The sequence below is a fragment of the bacterium genome (genome assembly GCA_022616075.1).
In the GTDB taxonomy this organism is placed as follows: domain Bacteria; phylum Acidobacteriota; class HRBIN11; order JAKEFK01; family JAKEFK01; genus JAKEFK01.
Window position 1 is genome coordinate 41,271 of record JAKEFK010000067.1, and the last position, 16,253, is coordinate 57,523.

Consider the following 16,253-nt stretch of genomic DNA (forward strand, 5'->3'; position numbering starts at 1 on the left):
AGACAAGTTCTACACACCAACTCTTTTCATCAAATCCTGAAAACGGGAATCGTTCCTGAGGCCGTCAAAACGCGGATCCAGCCGCAGCCAGATCATGCATATGGAACGATGGTGATATGCCGATTCCAGGAAGCGAATGGCTTCCTCGTCTCTTCCAAGCATATGATGAGCCACAGCAATTTCATACGGACATACGAACTGGTGTTTCGAATGCTCCTCAATTTTTGAAAGATATTCCTCACTTTCTTTTTTCATTCCAAGACTGGCCTCAAGCGAAGGAAGCGTTGACGCGGTCAGAAGGCTCTCTTCTAAAAGCGCCTCTTTGTCCACTCTTCGTACCAGGTCGATAGCCGTTTTGAATTCATTCTTGCCGGCAAGGGCCATCGCCGTAAGAACGATCGGCCCCTGACTCGAAGGAAGTATTTCGAGAGCACTTTTGCTGCACTGAATCGATAGATCGAACTCACGAAGCATAAAGGCAACGTTTCCTGTATCAAAATTAACGAGAAACGAAAGCGGATCTAATTCCAGGGCTTTCTTGATGGCTAAAACAGATTCTCTTGACCTTCCCCGGGACGCCAAAAAAGCCGCGCGGATACGATGTGCTTCTGAGTAGTTCGGATTCAGTTCGAGCGCCTTGATGAGTTCCTTTTCCGCGTTTTGCCAATCCCACTCGTATAGTAGATGGACGGCCGCCAGGGAAGTGTGAGCTTCGGCATTTTCCGGATCCAGATCAAGAGCTTTTTTTGCGGTGGCTTTTGCTTTGGGCATGCATTCAGCCGGTGGAAGGAAATAATCGCTGAGCATGGTATATGTGTCCGCAATACCCGCATAAGCTGCACCATAAGATGGATCTATTTCCAGTGATCGTTGAAAGTGCTGAATTGCCGCCTGCAGGTCCGGCCCCGTTAACTTTGCAAAATAGTAGCGGCCCTTCAAATACTCCACATGGGCTCTCGAATCAACCGGTCTGCGCACTGCAAGCTGTCGCTTCTCCTGGGGAGTAAGCTGAATTTGAATTTCGCTCGATATGGCTTCAGCCAGTTCGTTTTGTACGGAAAGTACGTCTTCGAAGTCGCGCTGATATGTGCCCGCCCAAATATGGGAATCCGTTTCCGCGTGAATCAACTGCACCGTGAGCTGGAACTTTTTCCCCATCCGCACCACAGATCCTTCCACGATCACATCCACTTTCAAATTCTTCGCAATTTCCGGCAGTGGAGTTTTTGTGCTTTTGTATGCCATTACGGAAGTTCTGGAAATGACCTTTAGCGCTTTGAAACGGGCCAGAGATGCAATCAATTGCTCTGTCATTCCGTCTGCAAGGTATTCTTCTTCAGAGTTCTTGGAAAGATTCAAGATGGGCAAAACAGCAAGAGATTTGATTTGCGGAACAGACGCGCTCTGCGGCTTTTGGTAAAACAGCCAGACCAACACACCCAGCGACGCGAAAACGAAAACAGCAATTAGAAAGGAAAGATACAAATTGGGTTTTGAAACAGCGAGCGTCGCCGGGTATCCTCGCGCTGTTTCCGATGCGCCGGCTGTGGATTTCAATGCGAAGGCAAGATCTTGTGCGGATTGAAAGCGGTTCTCTCGTTTTTTTTCAAGGCAACGCATCACGATTGCTTCCAAGTCCGGCGGAAGAAATCCACCTGAAGCTGAAGGGAATTTGATTTCATCTTTGAGAATGGAAGCACTTACATCCTGCGACGTATTTCCATGAAAAGGCCGGTTTCCTGTGAGGCACTCATACAAGACGCATCCGAGTGAAAAGAGATCGGTGCGCGAATCCAATTCTTCTCCACGAATTTGTTCGGGAGACATGTAAGGAATTGTCCCTGCGATTTTGCCTTCAATTGTTGCCGTCGTAAGGTCTTCGTTAGGTTCAGCGCGCCTTTCGAAGAGCCGGGCCAATCCAAAATCCAGAATTTTTACCCTGCCTTCCCTGGTAATCATGATGTTTTCCGGTTTAAGATCGCGGTGAACAATTCCTCGCGAATGAGCCTCTGCCAGCGCCTCGGCAACCGCCGAAGCGATTGCGACAACTTCCTTCCAGGGAGGTTGTCCGGTATTCAAACGAGATCTCAATGTTTCACCTTCCAAAAACTCGGTGACGACGTAAACAATTCCTTGATCGTTTCCAATATCAAATATGGAAAGAATGTTGGGATGCGATAGGGCTGCCAGGGACTTAGCTTCCCGCTCAAACTGCTTCATGGCATCCGGCTTCGTCGCATGCGAATCGGGCAAAACTTTTAGTGCGACGTCTCTCCCCAAACGTTCGTCTCTGGCACGATACACTTCACCCATTCCACCTTTCCCTGCCAGAGACACGATCCTGTATGGACCAAGCTGAAAACCTTTATCAAGAGCCATTTCCTACTATTTGAACACAAAAAATGCCGTGCTGAAAAGAGGAAGTCAGACAACGCTTATTCGTAGCGCAAAGTGAGAAGAGGGTCGATGCGGGTGGCGCGTAGCGCGGGAACGAGGCACGCAACGATTGCAACAAGCGCCAGCAGAAATGAGACCGCGGCAAGAATCAACGGGTCATTGGGAGAGACTTCGAACAGAAGTGTTTGCATCAATCGCGTCAGCAACAATGCGCCTGTGATTCCCATCACAAGTCCGATTGCAGCAAGCCGGATTCCATATCGAAGAATCAGTGCGAGGATGTCCAGTCTCTGGGCGCCCAGCGCAAGACGGACTCCAATCTCTTGATGGCGCTGTTCAACGGAAAAAGAGAGAACGCCATAGATTCCCACTGCTGCAAGTAAGAGAGCAATTGCAGCCGCGCCCGCAAGAAGCGTTGCGTTAAGCCGGTTTCGAATCGCGGCCTGCGCCTTTACTTCATTCATGGTGCGAAATCTCTGAAAAGCCACTTCTTTGTCCAGCTCCTGCAAAGCCGAACGCACAGTCTGCGCGGAAACGGACGCGCCTGGCGATCGCACCGCCACCAGGAAATAACCCATCGGTGCCTGTTTGTGAAGGACATACATTTCTGGATCCGGCGGATTCACGAGATTTTGACGGGTTCCTTTTACGATTCCAACAATCTCCGCTAAAAACGGAGTGCCCACATCAATATCGATCCGTTTGCCAATCGCATCGCCGCCCGTAAAGAATTTTTTCACAAACGGTTCGTTCACAATAACCACTTTTGCGGAAGTTTCATGATCCTGATCGCCAAAACTTCGACCTCGCATTACGGGAACAGAAAGAGTCTTGAAATAATCTTTGGTAACTGCTCGAAATTGAGCGTTTGGTTTATCCGCATCCTGCGCGGGTGCCGGCCTTCCTTCGATCGTGAAAAAGCGATCACCTCCGGCCGGAATCAGTGGAATTCCCGATCCGGCTGCAACCGAATCAACTCCAGGTAGACTTCCCAGCTTTTGCATCGCGGCTTCCACAAATCGGACAACCGACTCGGGAGTCGGATATCTTTTTTCATCAAGCGACGTGCGCATTGTCAATAAGTTTTCCGGTTGGAATCCCAGGTCGACATGAGTCAGATTCCAGAAACTTTTGAGCAATAGCCCCGCGCCGGCAAGCAAAATCAACGACAACGCAATCTCACAAACAGCAAGCATCTGCCGGAGCCTCCCCCCCGCCGTGCGCGTACCGGAATATTTTCCCTCCTTCAATCGCTCAGAAGTTAAGTGCGGCATGATATCAATGGCCGGCGCAATACTGAACAGAATCCCGGTAACAACAGAGGAGAGAAGAGTAAACAAGAGCGTGGTTCTATCCACACTTACCTCTTGAAGGCGTGGAAGAAAATCGGGACCGGCGGTCCGAAATGCTTCCAGCGACCAGTGCGCAAGAAGAAGTCCAAGCAAGCCGGAAGGAATAGAAATCAACAAGCCTTCGGCAAGCAGCTGCATCATAACGCGAAAGCGTCCGGCTCCCAGCGCCACACGAATGGCTATTTCCTTCTGGCGCGAGGCGGCTCTGGCAAGCAGCAGATTAGCGACGTTCACGCAAGCAATCAAAAGAAGGAAAGAGACCGCGGCGAAGATCACAAACAAAGGTCTTCGGAGGTTGCCCACCATTTGTTCTTGAAGAGTCTCCAGCCTTGTTCTCCAGGTTCGATTCGATTCCGGGTATTGCTTCTCCAGTTGCGACGCAATTGTCTGCAATTCCGCCTGCGCGGTTTCGATCGACATCCCTTCACGGACGCGGACGATCGGACGCAAGAAGTGAAACTTCCGCTGTTGCATATCGGGACTTGCGAATACCAAAGGAGACCATAGATCCACATCCAACGGATAGCCGAAACCTTTCTGCATCACGCCCACCACGGTATAGCCGGATTGATTGATCACGATGGACTTACCGATGATTTGCGGATCGCCCACGAAGTGTTCTTGCCACGCGGAGTAACTGAGGATCACAGCGCTCGTGTCTTGTTGTTCATCGGCCGCAACAAAAGTTCGACCCGCATGCGGACGCGCCCCGAATACTTCAAAGAATCCCGCAGTTACGAGAGCGCTATCGATTTTGACCGGACCGGCAGATGTGTTCAGTGTCATCGGCGCCGGAACGAATTGATGCATGACATGCATTGCCGCAAACTTTTCAAACGATTTTGCCCGCGCGCGATAATCAAGAAAATCGGGTGGAGAAATCGCGGCCCGATCCCCTTGCGAAAACTTTCCCCAGACCCAGAGAATCTGTTCTGGATGATCGTAGGGGAGCGGTTTCAGGATCACCGCGTTCACCACACTGAAGATGGCGGTCGTCGCAGAGATTCCAAGCGCGATCGTCAGCACAACAATGATGGTGAAGCGAGGATTCTTGCGCAGCATGCGCGCGCCGTAAATAAGATCGCGCATGAGTTCGTACAGCATCGCGCGCAATCCGGCCTTTTCAGAATGCGAATGTTCAATGAGGTTTTGTGAGGCACGAGAGCGAGGTTGTGACCGGGATACTTCGTTCGAAAACCATTGCCAGTCCGGAATGTGCTGTTCCGCGGTTGCTTCGGCTTGAGACTCGGTGAGCCCATTGCGCAATGCTTCCTGATAGACATCCTCCAGTTGCTGCGCCACGTCTTCGATGATTTCGAGCTGCCGCGCGGGAAGGAGTTCATTGAGCTGTATATGGTCCCGGACAAATGACTTCCAATCAGGCATTTTCCATACCTACGATCTGCGTCAGCGCTGCAATGAATTCCTTCCAGGTCGCCCGCTGCTCCTGAAGCAAACGCCTCCCTTTTCCGGTGAGCCTGTAGTAGCGGCGGCGGCGCTCACCGGGCTTCTCCACCCAGCGACCGGCGATCATTCCCCTATCCTCCAAGCGGCACAGCATCGGATAAAGCGAGGCGATGCGAAACTGCAACTTTCCTTTGGAACGAAGCTCGATCAGTTTGCCGATCTCGTATCCATGACGCGGCCGAGCAGAAAGCAAAGAAAGGATCAACAATTCTGCGCTTCCCTTTTTCATTTCTTTTGTAATCATGCTATATACGATATCACAATATACTGTAATAAAGTATATACCGGAAGCGCGAGAACTGTTGTGCCCATTTTATAACTCCTTTTTGCTTTCACTCTTATAAGAGAAATCGGGAAAAACATTTCGTGCAGAAGTGTAAGAAGTGAGAGGAAGAGATAAGGGAGAAGAGGGGATTTATTTTTTAGCGACTGCCGCTGAGACTGGCCCACTCACCGGATTGAATGAAGCTGGCCCAGTAAGAGGGATGAGCGCGCTCCTTTTGCTTGAGCATGCTGAGCTTCGTTTGTCGCAGAGCTTCGCCACGTCCCAGGCCCTTCTTAAGGCCCCTGTAGTAATCGGTCATCAACTGGCGTGTTACGTAATCACTGACAGGCCACAGACTCATGACGAGAGTTTCCGCTCCGGCAAGCACGAAAGATCTGCGCAAGCCGTACACTCCTTCGCCGTTTTTTACCTCGCCAAGACCGGTGTCACAGGCCGAAAGTGTAACGAGTTTTGTGCCCCATAGATTCATGCCTGATGCTTCGAGCGCAGTCAAAATACCATCGTCACCGGTGCTCTTGCGAATGTTCGCCCCCGCAAAGGCAAGTCCCGATCGCAGCAAGGGATTTGCAATCTTTGCATTTTCATTGCCGGCGTCCGTCAAAAAAAATCCGTGTGTTGCAATATGAATGATTCGCGGAGCGGAGGTCCGCTTGAGTGAAGACTCTGTAGCTTGCGTTCCGGTCAAAACAGAAGCGTCATCAAAAAGTGATTTAATGGCTTTTGCTTCCTGAGCTGAGCCGCTCAGCGGCGCAAAATAGACCTCGGACAAATCGGAGCCTGTTGTTACGCTTGTTCTGCGGACGGCTCGTCCGCCGGACTTCGGAGCTTTGACTTCAGCCATCGCAATCGATTCCGGCTCACCGAACATCGGATTCGCCAGTAAGAGAGGATTGCTTTTGCTTTCACGCATCACCTGCATCCGCAGCAGGTCGCGCCCGCTCGTTAAGTATGTAATCGAAAAGCGTTCGACAAGATAGCGATTCTGCTCATCAACCAGCGCTTCAAAGGGAACCAGGTTCAGCGAGCCGTCCGATGAAACGAGCAAACTCTTCGCGTTTCCAAAAAGAGGGCGAATCGGCTTCATGATTTTTTCATCAAGATCGCGTGATAGTTGTTGTGCATCATTACGACCTGGCTCACGCAAAACCTCGCGTAGCTTGTCAACCGAATGATCAATCATCCTCGCATCGCCAAGATCTTGCCACCGAATTTCGTTCTGGCGCAGAACGTATGCGATGTAGCGCGGCTCCCTGTAAGCTTCCTTATTGCTTTCAGCTTTAGGATCGAACGGACGATACACAGCGAATTCAATCAATGCCGCATCAGCAGGAATTGCTGATTGAATAGCGGCAACGGTAACGGGCTGCGAACCGGCGCGAAACTCCGCGCTGCGGCGGCTGATCTCCGCTTCAAGCGTTTCCTTTTGCTCTTCCAGCTCCGTGATTCTTTTTTTGTGTTCTTCGACAGACATCTTCTGCGGTCCGTCGAGCACGAGGCGTCCCAGTTCTGCTGTGACATCGTTGAATTGTTTGAGCAAGGCCTGTTCTTCAGGCGAAGAGCGCTGTCGTAACGAGGCGAAGGTTTCGGACATAGCATCAAGCGCGCGCCCCTTGCGCTGAAGCAAAACCAGCGCTGCCAGTTCGCTCGCGGCCAAATCATCCGGCGCGAGGTCCCTGTTGAGTGAGATGGTTCGATCGGTCCTCTCGGCAATCGAGTTTAGAAAGGATATTTTCTCCCGTTCGGATCCGATGGCCAATTGCATTTCTATGTTGCGTTCGATCACTGCATCAACACGCGCTTGGAACTTAATTGCCTTCACGATGTTTCCCTGTGCGGCATACGTTTTGGCAATGTTGCCAAGAGACGTCATAGTCAAAAGTTGGTAAGATCCTTTCGTTGTTTCCGAAATTTGCAAAACTCGATGGTGCGCCTCTAAAGACTTCTCGTAGTCCCCGCCGGCGCGATAGATATTGGCGACATTATTGAGAATGATGGCCAGACGGGGATTCTCAGGCCCGAATGCTTTCTCAACGATTGCGGTTGCCTTTGCGTAGAACTCTTGCGCTTTGGAGTAGTCTTTTTTTTCGCGAGCGATCAAGCCGAGATTATGCAGATTTATTGCGCGTGAAATATTCTCCGCCCCTACCGTCTTCTCATAGATTGCCTGTGAACGCAGGAAAAACTTCTCCGCTCGTTCATAGTCCCGCGTCACTGTGTAATGATAGCCCAATTGGTTCAACACAGTGCCTGTGTGATAATGTTCTGCGCCTTCGGTTTTTTCTGCAATCATTAACGCTCGTTCCAGTAGCTGTTCTACCTTCTTATACTCATTTGTAACTTTTGCCAGAGTTACCAGACATTTACGCACCAAAGCGTGCTCCGAGCCAAGTGTCTTTTCGCTGATATCAATAGCCCGCTGTGCCAAAGGTTCCGCTTTAGCTATTTCGTTTGTCGAATAGTAAAAATACGCCAGCGATTGGATAACATCGATGGTATGGGGATGCTCTTCTCCCAACGTTTTTCTTCTTATTGCTAAGGCGCGTTCTACCAGCGATATGGCTTTGGCAAAATCCTGTTTGTCATCGTAATAGTTGGAAAGCTGCATTAGCAACGTTGCAACAAACGGGTGTTCGGGTCCTAAAATATTTTCGGCGATGGCTAAGGCTCGTTCGGCAAGTTGACGCGCATCCTGATAGTATCCGTCAAGAAGAGCTTGCCGGCTTTCCGCTTCCAGTTTGCGCGCTTCATGAAGCAAGCGGTCATTCTCGCTTGCAGCGCGAATCTCAGTAATACGAATCTGGTATTGGCCTGCTGAAGCGCTCAATGAGGATGCATTCACACTCAGCCGATAACTTCCAGCCGCTTCCGAAACCATCTCAATTTTCTCTTCCCCGTGACTTCTGAATTCGTTGTCGAAACTGGCGATGGCATTACTGTGCGTTCCCAGAAATTCAAGGACAACGTCTATGCCGCGTTGCTCAATGATCACGCCAGCGTATTGGTCTTTCGCTAGCGAGATTCGATAGATATGCTTCTGTCCACCCGATAATTCGCGCACGATGGGCTTCGCCGGTTGCAATAGGGTTCCACTGGCGAAAGCGATGCTGGAAAAAGCAAAAATTGCGAACACCACCAAGTACATCAGGACCACCTACTGGGCTATAACTCTGAAAGGATAACTACTGATGATTTCGCTTACTCCGCCGGAAGAAATGCCCGAAAGCTCCAAGACATAATTTTGTGACTTCAACAAATGCGCCGGTAATCTGATCTTTATGCTCTTATCAGCTTTGAGCTTGTCATTCCACAGGACTTCATCAGTTGCAGGATTCTTCAAAGCCACTGCGTAAGCGGAGAATTCATTCATTTCAAGTTCCAGAGTTATGTCTACAGAATCCGTATCAGCGGGCATAGAAAGAACCGGGATCTGTCCAATGTTTCTCGTTTGAGGTCGAAGATTAAGGGCAATGACACGGACGCCGCGTTGCTCAACGAATGGCATTTTTTTTTCGAGCTCAGCAAGTCTTTGCCTCACACGCGTGAGTTCCTTTTCCTTTTCTGCGTCCGAAGAACGCTGCAGCGCAAGCTCTCGCAGCAAATCCCGTTCGCGCTGCTCAAGCGTCAGGCGCTGATTGCGCAAACTCATGTTATCGAACATTAAGTAGCCGCCGGTTAACATCATCATTGCAGCAACAGCTGCAAGCGCCCACTGAAATACAAAAGCAGGTTTGCGCGAAATGCTTTTGATTGTTGCTTGTTCAGAAGCGATCATTACATCGCGAAATGCTTCAGCAAAACTCACTTTCTCTTTGCGTTTGGAGGACGCCAGATAATGCGATTTGAAGCTGACAAGCGTATTTCCGGACAGCTCGCCTCTCACGTAGGCATCCATCAGATCGTTTTCAACATCGCGCAGCCGTTGAGCGAAGTCGTCATCTGTCACACTCAACTGGTCCAGGCGCTCCATTTCAGCTTCCGGCAAAGTACCAAGAAGGTAGTCTTCGATTATTCGTTCTTCAACATGCTTCATAAGTCTGTCGCTTCCCCCATAATTACAAGACAAAACGGCCAAAATCTTTCATTCGGCACTCCCCAGGCATTTGCGCACACAGGCTTCAAGTTTGTCCCGTATGCGACAAGCGCGAATACTCAACGCGTTCATCGTAACTCCTAATTCAGCCGCCAGAGCTCTGCGCTTCTCAATCTTTGTTCGCCGTTCTCCCTGATAGTAGCTTATGATCAGCACCCGTTCAGGAACCTCGAGCTTTTGCATACATTGTTGCAGGCAATTCGATCGCCTCTGGGCTTGCTGTTCCTCCTCGGTGAAATCCTGCGCTGCGGGTATTCGATCATGGAGAGATTCCTGGCGGTGTTGCCCGCGCAAGGATTCGAGGAACACAAAACGAGCAACGATGTAGCAATAGTGCGCAGGTGTATCGCTCGAAATCGTCCCCTCTTCTTCGAGTCTTCGTGCCACGCGATTCAGAGTTTCATCCGCAAGTTCATCGGGCGAAACGCAGTTCTTACGGTCGAAATACAGCACGAGTCTCCTCCGTATCTCCAGATAACGCTGGCCGCCCGAATCGGCCCCGCCATCGATCCACTTTAGAAACTGGCGAAATGTGCTTTGGGTTAGCACCCATTCGGCCTTTCCTGTGGGCTCCGGGACAGATCGATTCGCCATCTCACACCAAAACTATGCGAAGTTAGATTGAATTCAATTTTACTCCGATTTAACCGCCAAGACGCCAAGGCACCAAGATAGAATTTAACGTTCTTTTCTTGGCGTCTTGGCGCCTTGGCGGTTAGTCCACAATCAAATCAGACCGTCTGAGGACCTCCCGCTTGCAATCTGCCCATATCGCTTTGCGTTATTGCTGGCAACCATTACGATCTGACCGCAGGAGACGAGCAAATCCTTTATGAAATCCGTGATCTGTTTTCTTCTTGTTCCTTCCTTTTCTTTGCCTCGCTGATAATTTGCCGCAACAGGATTACGAAACCGTTCAGGTGGCGAATGGAATTTACGCGTTTGTTGCAACCGAACCCAAAAGTGGTTATTGATTTTTTTGAAACTCCCGGTATAGCCCAGGCCTATAAAGAAGCCAAAGGTGAATCGCGAGACGAATAAGAAGACAACTTGAGTTACTTGTTGATGTCGGTGTCCTCTACAAGAAAAGAGATTTGTAGATTTACACGATACGCGACGACGCGATCGTTTTGAACCTTCGCTTGCATCTCTTTGACATAAGCCGAGTTGATGTTCCGGACGGTTTTAGCGACATTCGCGATCGCTTCTTGCGTTGCCTGTTCCCAGCCCTTCTCCGATTCTGCAATAATCTCAACGACTTTAACAACAGCCATAACAACCTCCTTCAGTTTTCCTTCAGTCGGAAATATAGGGCCGGGTTTCAGCGTTTTCAAAATGTTACAATCTGTTTTTGAGGTGCTATATGCACGGAGTCATTCCGCTGATTTTACTTTCCACGCTCCTGGCTTCGCATTCAGTCCGCGCGGAAAGTCAGGAGAAGCTGCGCGACACCGGACTCGTGTGCGCGGTAGATATGGGAAGCAACACCTTCAAGTTCATCATCGCTGAAATCAATAAAGGGGAATATTTGCAGTACGTTGATGAACGAAAAACTGCGGGTGTGGGAGATGATCTAAAAGCAACCGAAAGTAAAACGGGACGAAAGCAGATTTCGGATGGAAAAGTACAAGAAATTCGAGCTCTGCTTGCGGGATTTCAAGATCAATGTGAGCAAAAAACTCATTCGCGTAAAATTCAGGGCATTGCAACTGCGGCTTTCCGCGAAGCGGAAAACGGCGCGGCTATCTCAGATCAACTGCGCCAACAGGGCATTGAGGTACAAATCCTGACTGGAGAAGGCGAATCCGCATATGCTTATGAAGCGGCAACTCTGGGTAAATCCGGCTTTGCAGTCGCGGATCTCGGGAGCCGCACAACAGAATTTGTAACGAAGACGGGTGAGAACTATCAATGGGCAGAAATTCACACAGGATACAAGGTTGCCTGGGACGATTTCTATGAAAAAGCCGGGACTTTTGGTCAGGCATCGTCGCAGCATCTGGTAAAGCTGAAGCAAATGATCGGAGAAAAAGAAAATCAGATCTTGCGCAATCGTATTGAGCTCGTGATGATCGAATTTGGTGAGACGGCGAGTTATGTTTTAGGAATTCCGCAAGATCAGATCGAAGGAAAGATCATCACACGCACGCAAGTGCAGGGCAAGTTAAAAGACCTTCATGCAATGGATGCAAAAGCTTTTGCTGATCTCAAGAAGAATTTCAAAGATGCCATCAAAGTCCTGCCGCGCGTAGTTCTCGCGGATCTTATTCTCGAGCAAACCGGCTATGATCAGTTGCGAGGCAGTAACCGCGAATTAAATGTGGCTATTGTTTATCAAATCTCCCGCGGAGTCACTCACTAGATGCCGTCCCTAAAAGAGACCGGAATTCTCACAGTCGCCGCGATTCGAAGCCACAAAGGTCCGAAGCCAACAGAGTATCTTTTCAATCAAAGGGAACGAATCTTTACATTGAAACAGACAGTAAAGTCCGCAGAGTTTTCCAAACGTTTGAAAGATGCATTCAGGAAGAAGATACCTGTAAAGGCCTTCCTCGATACGGGACGAGGCGTGATTCACAGCGCGCAGACGCCGTCGCAGCAAGAACTCGATGCCTTTCAGAGTGGAAGAGTTTTGTTCGTCAAGCCGGACCGTGTAGTACCCATTGATGTTTCTTCCATCGACCCAACCACATTTAATATCGTGGATCGTTATTTGAAATGGGCCACCTTTAAACTCTGCAAGACCATTGTTCCTGACTACAAAACCGCAAAAGAGATATTTGACTATTGTGCAAACCAATCCTGTCACTTGCCAGGGCCATACGATATAACGCCCTGTATACCGTTTCAGTATGTTATCGATGGGTGCTATGCGCGTGCACACAAAATGTGGCGGATCATTACAAATGAATTCAGCTACTGCTGCGATAAAGTGTTCAGCTTTGCCAATCAGAATGACGATCACTTATCGGTCAAGGCAGACAAGTGGGGAGGTTGTTGCATCGGATGGTGGTTTCATGTTGCGCCATTGATCCGTGTGAAGGTTGGCAACATAGCTGTGGTGGCACTTGTTATTGATCCTGGAATGTTCGACAAACCTGTTCTTTTAAGTACGTGGCTGTCAGCGCAGGAAAACACGAACTGCCATCCCGATGCTAAAGTTTCCATGTATTCCATTCAGCCGGGTTCAGCGTATTTACCCGACAATGATGCAGGTACCGCTTACACGACAGACCCGGCGGATATTCATACAAACCAGACACTCATTGACTACGCCGATGGGATAACGTGCCATTAGATCGCGAGATGAGGGTTGGACGCCTTCGCGAACCGGAAGGAACGGACTATGTGGAAGTGATGTTCCTGGAATCCGCTCGAATCTACAGAGTCGCAAAAGAGAATCCGGGTTTCGAGAAAATTCTGACGCTGCTTCGCGATGCCGGTTCGAACCGGCGCATCTTGAGGATCCGCTTCGCATCACCTCAAAGTGATTTCATCGAGGACGTTCAAGAAGTCGAGTCCTCGTAGAGCCTGCTTACATTTTCACGGCTGATGGTGATCTGCCGAATTTCTGTGTAGCGTATCCGACCAGGATTCCAACAATGCTTCCAGGGAGAACGATTTCAAAATAGTAGTGCTTTCCACTTGGATCCGGCATAGCTGCAACAAGAAATGCGAGTCCGGCTCCGATAGCGAGTCCGAAAAGAATTCCAAGTACCAGTGAATTTACTTTCCGCGCAAAGTAGCCAATGAGCAGACCTGCAATGATTCCTTTGACGGTGGATCCGACAACGATTCCGACCATTTGGTCCCGAACAGCCGGCGTAAACCAGGCCGTCAATCCATCCAGCACACCCAGCGCTCCACCTAGAATGAGTCCCAACAAAACTTTATTCATCACATTCCTCCTTTCAACATACTATTAAAGAACGCGCAGAATCCCTTTAAAGGCGTTTCTTGACAACCAATTCATTCTATAAAAAGAATAACGTATGGGGAAAAAACCGGAAACCAATACAGGTGGCTCGCGTGGTCGTTTTCCGACAACGCGGTATTCAGCAATCGCATCCTTGCGCAAGAGTGATGCTTCTGAAAAGCATCAGGCGTGGGAATCGGTGGTGCGGATGTACTGGAAGCCGGTTTATAAATATCTCCGGATCAAATGGCGTAAATCCAGCGAAGACGCCGAGGATCTGACTCAGGGATTCTTCACCTCCGCAATTGAGAAAAATTTTTTCCATAGCTACGATCCGAGGCGTTCGCGTTTCAGAACATTTCTCCGCACTTGCCTGGATGGTTATTTAGCGAATGAAAATAAGGCGGCGAAAACACTGAAAAGAGGAGGCGGCGCACTTTTTGTACCGTACGATTTCCATCAGGCCGAGATTGAGCTGAAACAGAGCCGGCATTCTCCCGATGAGATCTTTGAAAGGGAATGGATCCGTGCTTTATTCTCCACAGCGCTGGATGCGTTTCGCCGCAGTTGTGAAGAACAAAACAAAATGATTCAGTTTCAGATATTCGAAAAGTACGATTTGGAAAGAGATCCCGTAACAAAAATCTCTTACGGAGAGTTGTCCGAAACATTCGGAATACCGATAACAACAGTGACCAACTATCTATCTTTCGCGCGCCGCGAATTTCGCAAAATGGTGCTGCGAAAACTTGAAGAGATCAGTGGAAGTCAGAAAGAATACAGGAGCGACGCGCGGCGTCTCTTTGGAGGAACCTCCGAATGACCTGGTTACCCGATGAGACTCTCGATCATCTGCGAAAAGTTTCCACAGCTCCTGATTTAAGCGGCACGAAATATCGGATTCTGCGGGAACTGGGGCGCGGCGGCATGGCCACCGTGTATCTTGCGCATGACTCAGAACTAAATCGCGAAGTGGCAATGAAAGTTCTGGATTTCCCCGATTTCTCCGCCGAATTGGCAAGCCGGATGCTGCGCGAAGCAGCAATTGTGGCGCGTTTGGAACACCCCGGAATTGTGCCGATTCATGATGTGGGTCTCCTTCCCGATGATCGTGTTTTTTATGTGATGAAGTATGTGCGCGGTGAAAGACTCGATTCGTTTATCCATAAGACCCTACCTGAAAGGCTTCGCGTTTTTCAACGAATTTGTGAAGCCGTCGCTTTTGCACATGCAGAAGGAGTGATCCACCGGGATCTCAAACCGGAAAACATCATGGTAGGCGCTTTCGGCGAAGTGCTCGTAATGGATTGGGGACTGGCCAAACTCTTGCGCGATCCGGAAACTAAAGAAAAAACAAATACCGGCGAGAATCGTCCAGGGACAACAGGTCACGGCACGGTTCTCGGCACTCCTTCCTATATGGCGCCAGAGCAAGCTGCGGGAGAAATCGGTAAATTAGATGAGCGCACGGACGTCTATTCGCTCGGCGCCATTCTTTACTTTTTGTTAACAGGAGTTGCTCCTCCGGAAGAAGGGATTTCCTCTGCCCGGTTCGAACCTCCAAGAAAACGAAATCCAAAAATCGCGGCGGCCATTAACGCAGTTTGCATCCATGCGATGGCGCCGGATCAAAGTTCCCGTTATGCGAATGCGATGGATTTGAGTCAGGATGTTGCCCGATTTCTTGACGATCTTCCGGTCAGCGTGTACAAGGAAAACTTCTATGAAAAATCGGTTCGCTGGGCTTCCCGCAACTATTTTTTCATCCTTCTGGTTCTTGCCTACCTCCTCATGCGCGTCGTGCTGATTCTGATTGCCGGCCGCTAGCCTTAAAGAAAACCTTCGTTTTGTTTAATAGAGCAAATGAGAGGGCTATGGTCCTCAACAAAAACAATGAAGGAGCATTTGCTATGTCACGAGTTACACATTTCGAAATTCCTGCGGACAATCCCGAACGCGCAATTCAATTTTACTCCGGTGTTTTCGGCTGGACGTTTCACAAATGGGAAGGACCGATGCAATACTGGATGATAGAAACGGGTAAAGACGCGCCTGGAATCGATGGTGGTCTTGCGCGCCGGGAAAGTCCGGATTCTACTCCAACCAGCGTGATTCAAGTGGATTCGATCGATGAATCCCTCAAGAAAATTGAAAAGAGCGGCGGCAAGATCATCGTTCCCAAATCCCCCATCCCGGGCGTTGGCCATGTGGCGTACTTTCACGATCCTGAAAGAAATATGCTCGGGATCTTCCAGCCTGATCCTTCCGCTAAATAGAGTAAGAATTCGCTTCTGATCTGGTGCGGGCGCCTCCCGCAAACGACGAATAATGCTCAAGTCGTGGTTTTGCGGACGGGTCGTCCGCCACCACATTTTAATCGTTGTCCGAGATCCCAATTGTTGCTGAGCCTGGACTTGCAATGTCGTAATCGCTGGATGCAACTACAGTAGCGCGCACGTTTTCTGTTGCTTCTTGAAGTGAGTCATCAATTGGAATTATGTTGAATGCAACTGAAGGTTGACCAGCAGGAATCGTGATTGCGGGTCGTGGAGTCTGAAAATCGGATCCGGCCGTAGCATCTCCCTCAATTGCTCCATATCTGAGCTGGACAGTGAGGCTCGCGGTAGTTTCGCCGGTTCTGGCAATCGTGAATTGCCCGTTATCAGGTCCCTGTTCCGATGCGTTTGGATCCGAAGCAGTTATTGAAACTATGGGGTGATCATCATCCAGAATGGAAACCTGCGC

General features: G+C 49.6%; 15 protein-coding genes. 6 read left to right on the top strand and 9 right to left on the bottom strand.

Going from position 1 to position 16,253, the window contains the following annotated elements; all coding sequences use genetic code 11:
- Window positions 1-9: 9 nt before the first annotated feature.
- From L0156_05855 to L0156_05885, 7 genes are all read right to left on the bottom strand, one after another.
- A complete protein-coding gene (locus L0156_05855) occupies window positions 10-2,379 on the bottom strand; it encodes a protein kinase (protein ID MCI0602519.1) in 2,370 nt (789 codons plus the stop codon).
- 56 nt (window positions 2,380-2,435) lie between these two features.
- Window positions 2,436-5,135, bottom strand: coding sequence for an ABC transporter permease (locus L0156_05860; protein MCI0602520.1), 2,700 nt, complete (start codon window positions 5,133-5,135; stop codon window positions 2,436-2,438).
- Entirely contained in the window at window positions 5,128-5,460 is a 333-nt protein-coding gene (locus tag L0156_05865) for a PadR family transcriptional regulator (protein ID MCI0602521.1), read from the bottom strand. Before L0156_05865 ends, L0156_05860 begins: the two co-directional genes overlap by 8 nt.
- Before the next feature lie 178 nt (window positions 5,461-5,638).
- Window positions 5,639-8,644, bottom strand: a complete 3,006-nt coding sequence (locus L0156_05870) for a CHAT domain-containing protein (protein ID MCI0602522.1) — start codon at window positions 8,642-8,644, stop codon at window positions 5,639-5,641.
- A gap of 9 nt (window positions 8,645-8,653) precedes the next feature.
- Window positions 8,654-9,532 carry a hypothetical protein gene (locus tag L0156_05875; protein MCI0602523.1) on the bottom strand — a complete coding sequence of 293 codons (879 nt, stop codon included), beginning with the start codon at window positions 9,530-9,532 and terminating at the stop codon, window positions 8,654-8,656.
- Window positions 9,533-9,580: 48 nt separating this feature from the next.
- Complete coding sequence (locus L0156_05880; GenBank protein MCI0602524.1) at window positions 9,581-10,186, bottom strand: hypothetical protein; 606 nt, start codon at window positions 10,184-10,186, stop codon at window positions 9,581-9,583.
- A 461-nt stretch (window positions 10,187-10,647) separates the two neighbouring features.
- Window positions 10,648-10,866, bottom strand: a complete 219-nt coding sequence (locus L0156_05885) for a dodecin family protein (GenBank protein MCI0602525.1) — start codon at window positions 10,864-10,866, stop codon at window positions 10,648-10,650.
- Window positions 10,867-10,955: 89 nt separating this feature from the next.
- Here L0156_05885 and L0156_05890 point away from each other — a divergent pair, with 89 nt between their 5' ends.
- Genes L0156_05890 through L0156_05900 form a run of 3 tightly spaced genes read left to right on the top strand, consistent with a single transcriptional unit; the run spans window position 10,956 to window position 13,120 of the window.
- Window positions 10,956-11,954 (top strand): hypothetical protein, encoded by a 999-nt coding sequence (locus L0156_05890; GenBank protein MCI0602526.1) that lies wholly within the window; start codon window positions 10,956-10,958, stop codon window positions 11,952-11,954.
- Window positions 11,955-12,890: a hypothetical protein gene (locus L0156_05895; protein MCI0602527.1), complete on the top strand. Its 936-nt coding sequence runs from the start codon at window positions 11,955-11,957 to the stop codon at window positions 12,888-12,890.
- A complete protein-coding gene (locus tag L0156_05900) occupies window positions 12,881-13,120 on the top strand; it encodes a hypothetical protein (GenBank protein MCI0602528.1) in 240 nt (79 codons plus the stop codon). Before L0156_05895 ends, L0156_05900 begins: the two co-directional genes overlap by 10 nt.
- 7 nt (window positions 13,121-13,127) lie before the next feature.
- Here the strand turns inward: L0156_05900 and L0156_05905 are convergent, their stop codons facing one another.
- Window positions 13,128-13,490 (bottom strand): hypothetical protein, encoded by a 363-nt coding sequence (locus L0156_05905; GenBank protein ID MCI0602529.1) that lies wholly within the window; start codon window positions 13,488-13,490, stop codon window positions 13,128-13,130.
- Between the two features lie 94 nt (window positions 13,491-13,584).
- On the opposite strand from L0156_05905, the gene L0156_05910 reads away from it, so the two are divergent.
- The 3 genes from L0156_05910 (at window position 13,585) to L0156_05920 (ending at window position 15,784) form a co-directional block, all read left to right on the top strand.
- Window positions 13,585-14,331: a sigma-70 family RNA polymerase sigma factor gene (locus L0156_05910; protein ID MCI0602530.1), complete on the top strand. Its 747-nt coding sequence runs from the start codon at window positions 13,585-13,587 to the stop codon at window positions 14,329-14,331.
- Window positions 14,328-15,335, top strand: coding sequence for a serine/threonine protein kinase (locus L0156_05915; GenBank protein ID MCI0602531.1), 1,008 nt, complete (start codon window positions 14,328-14,330; stop codon window positions 15,333-15,335). The genes L0156_05910 and L0156_05915 overlap by 4 nt, the downstream gene beginning before the upstream one ends.
- An 83-nt stretch (window positions 15,336-15,418) precedes the next feature.
- A complete protein-coding gene (locus L0156_05920; GenBank protein ID MCI0602532.1) occupies window positions 15,419-15,784 on the top strand; it encodes a VOC family protein in 366 nt (121 codons plus the stop codon).
- Between the two features lie 97 nt (window positions 15,785-15,881).
- Here the strand turns inward: L0156_05920 and L0156_05925 are convergent.
- Window positions 15,882-16,253: hypothetical protein (locus L0156_05925; protein ID MCI0602533.1), on the bottom strand; the 372-nt coding region annotated here is incomplete at its 5' end.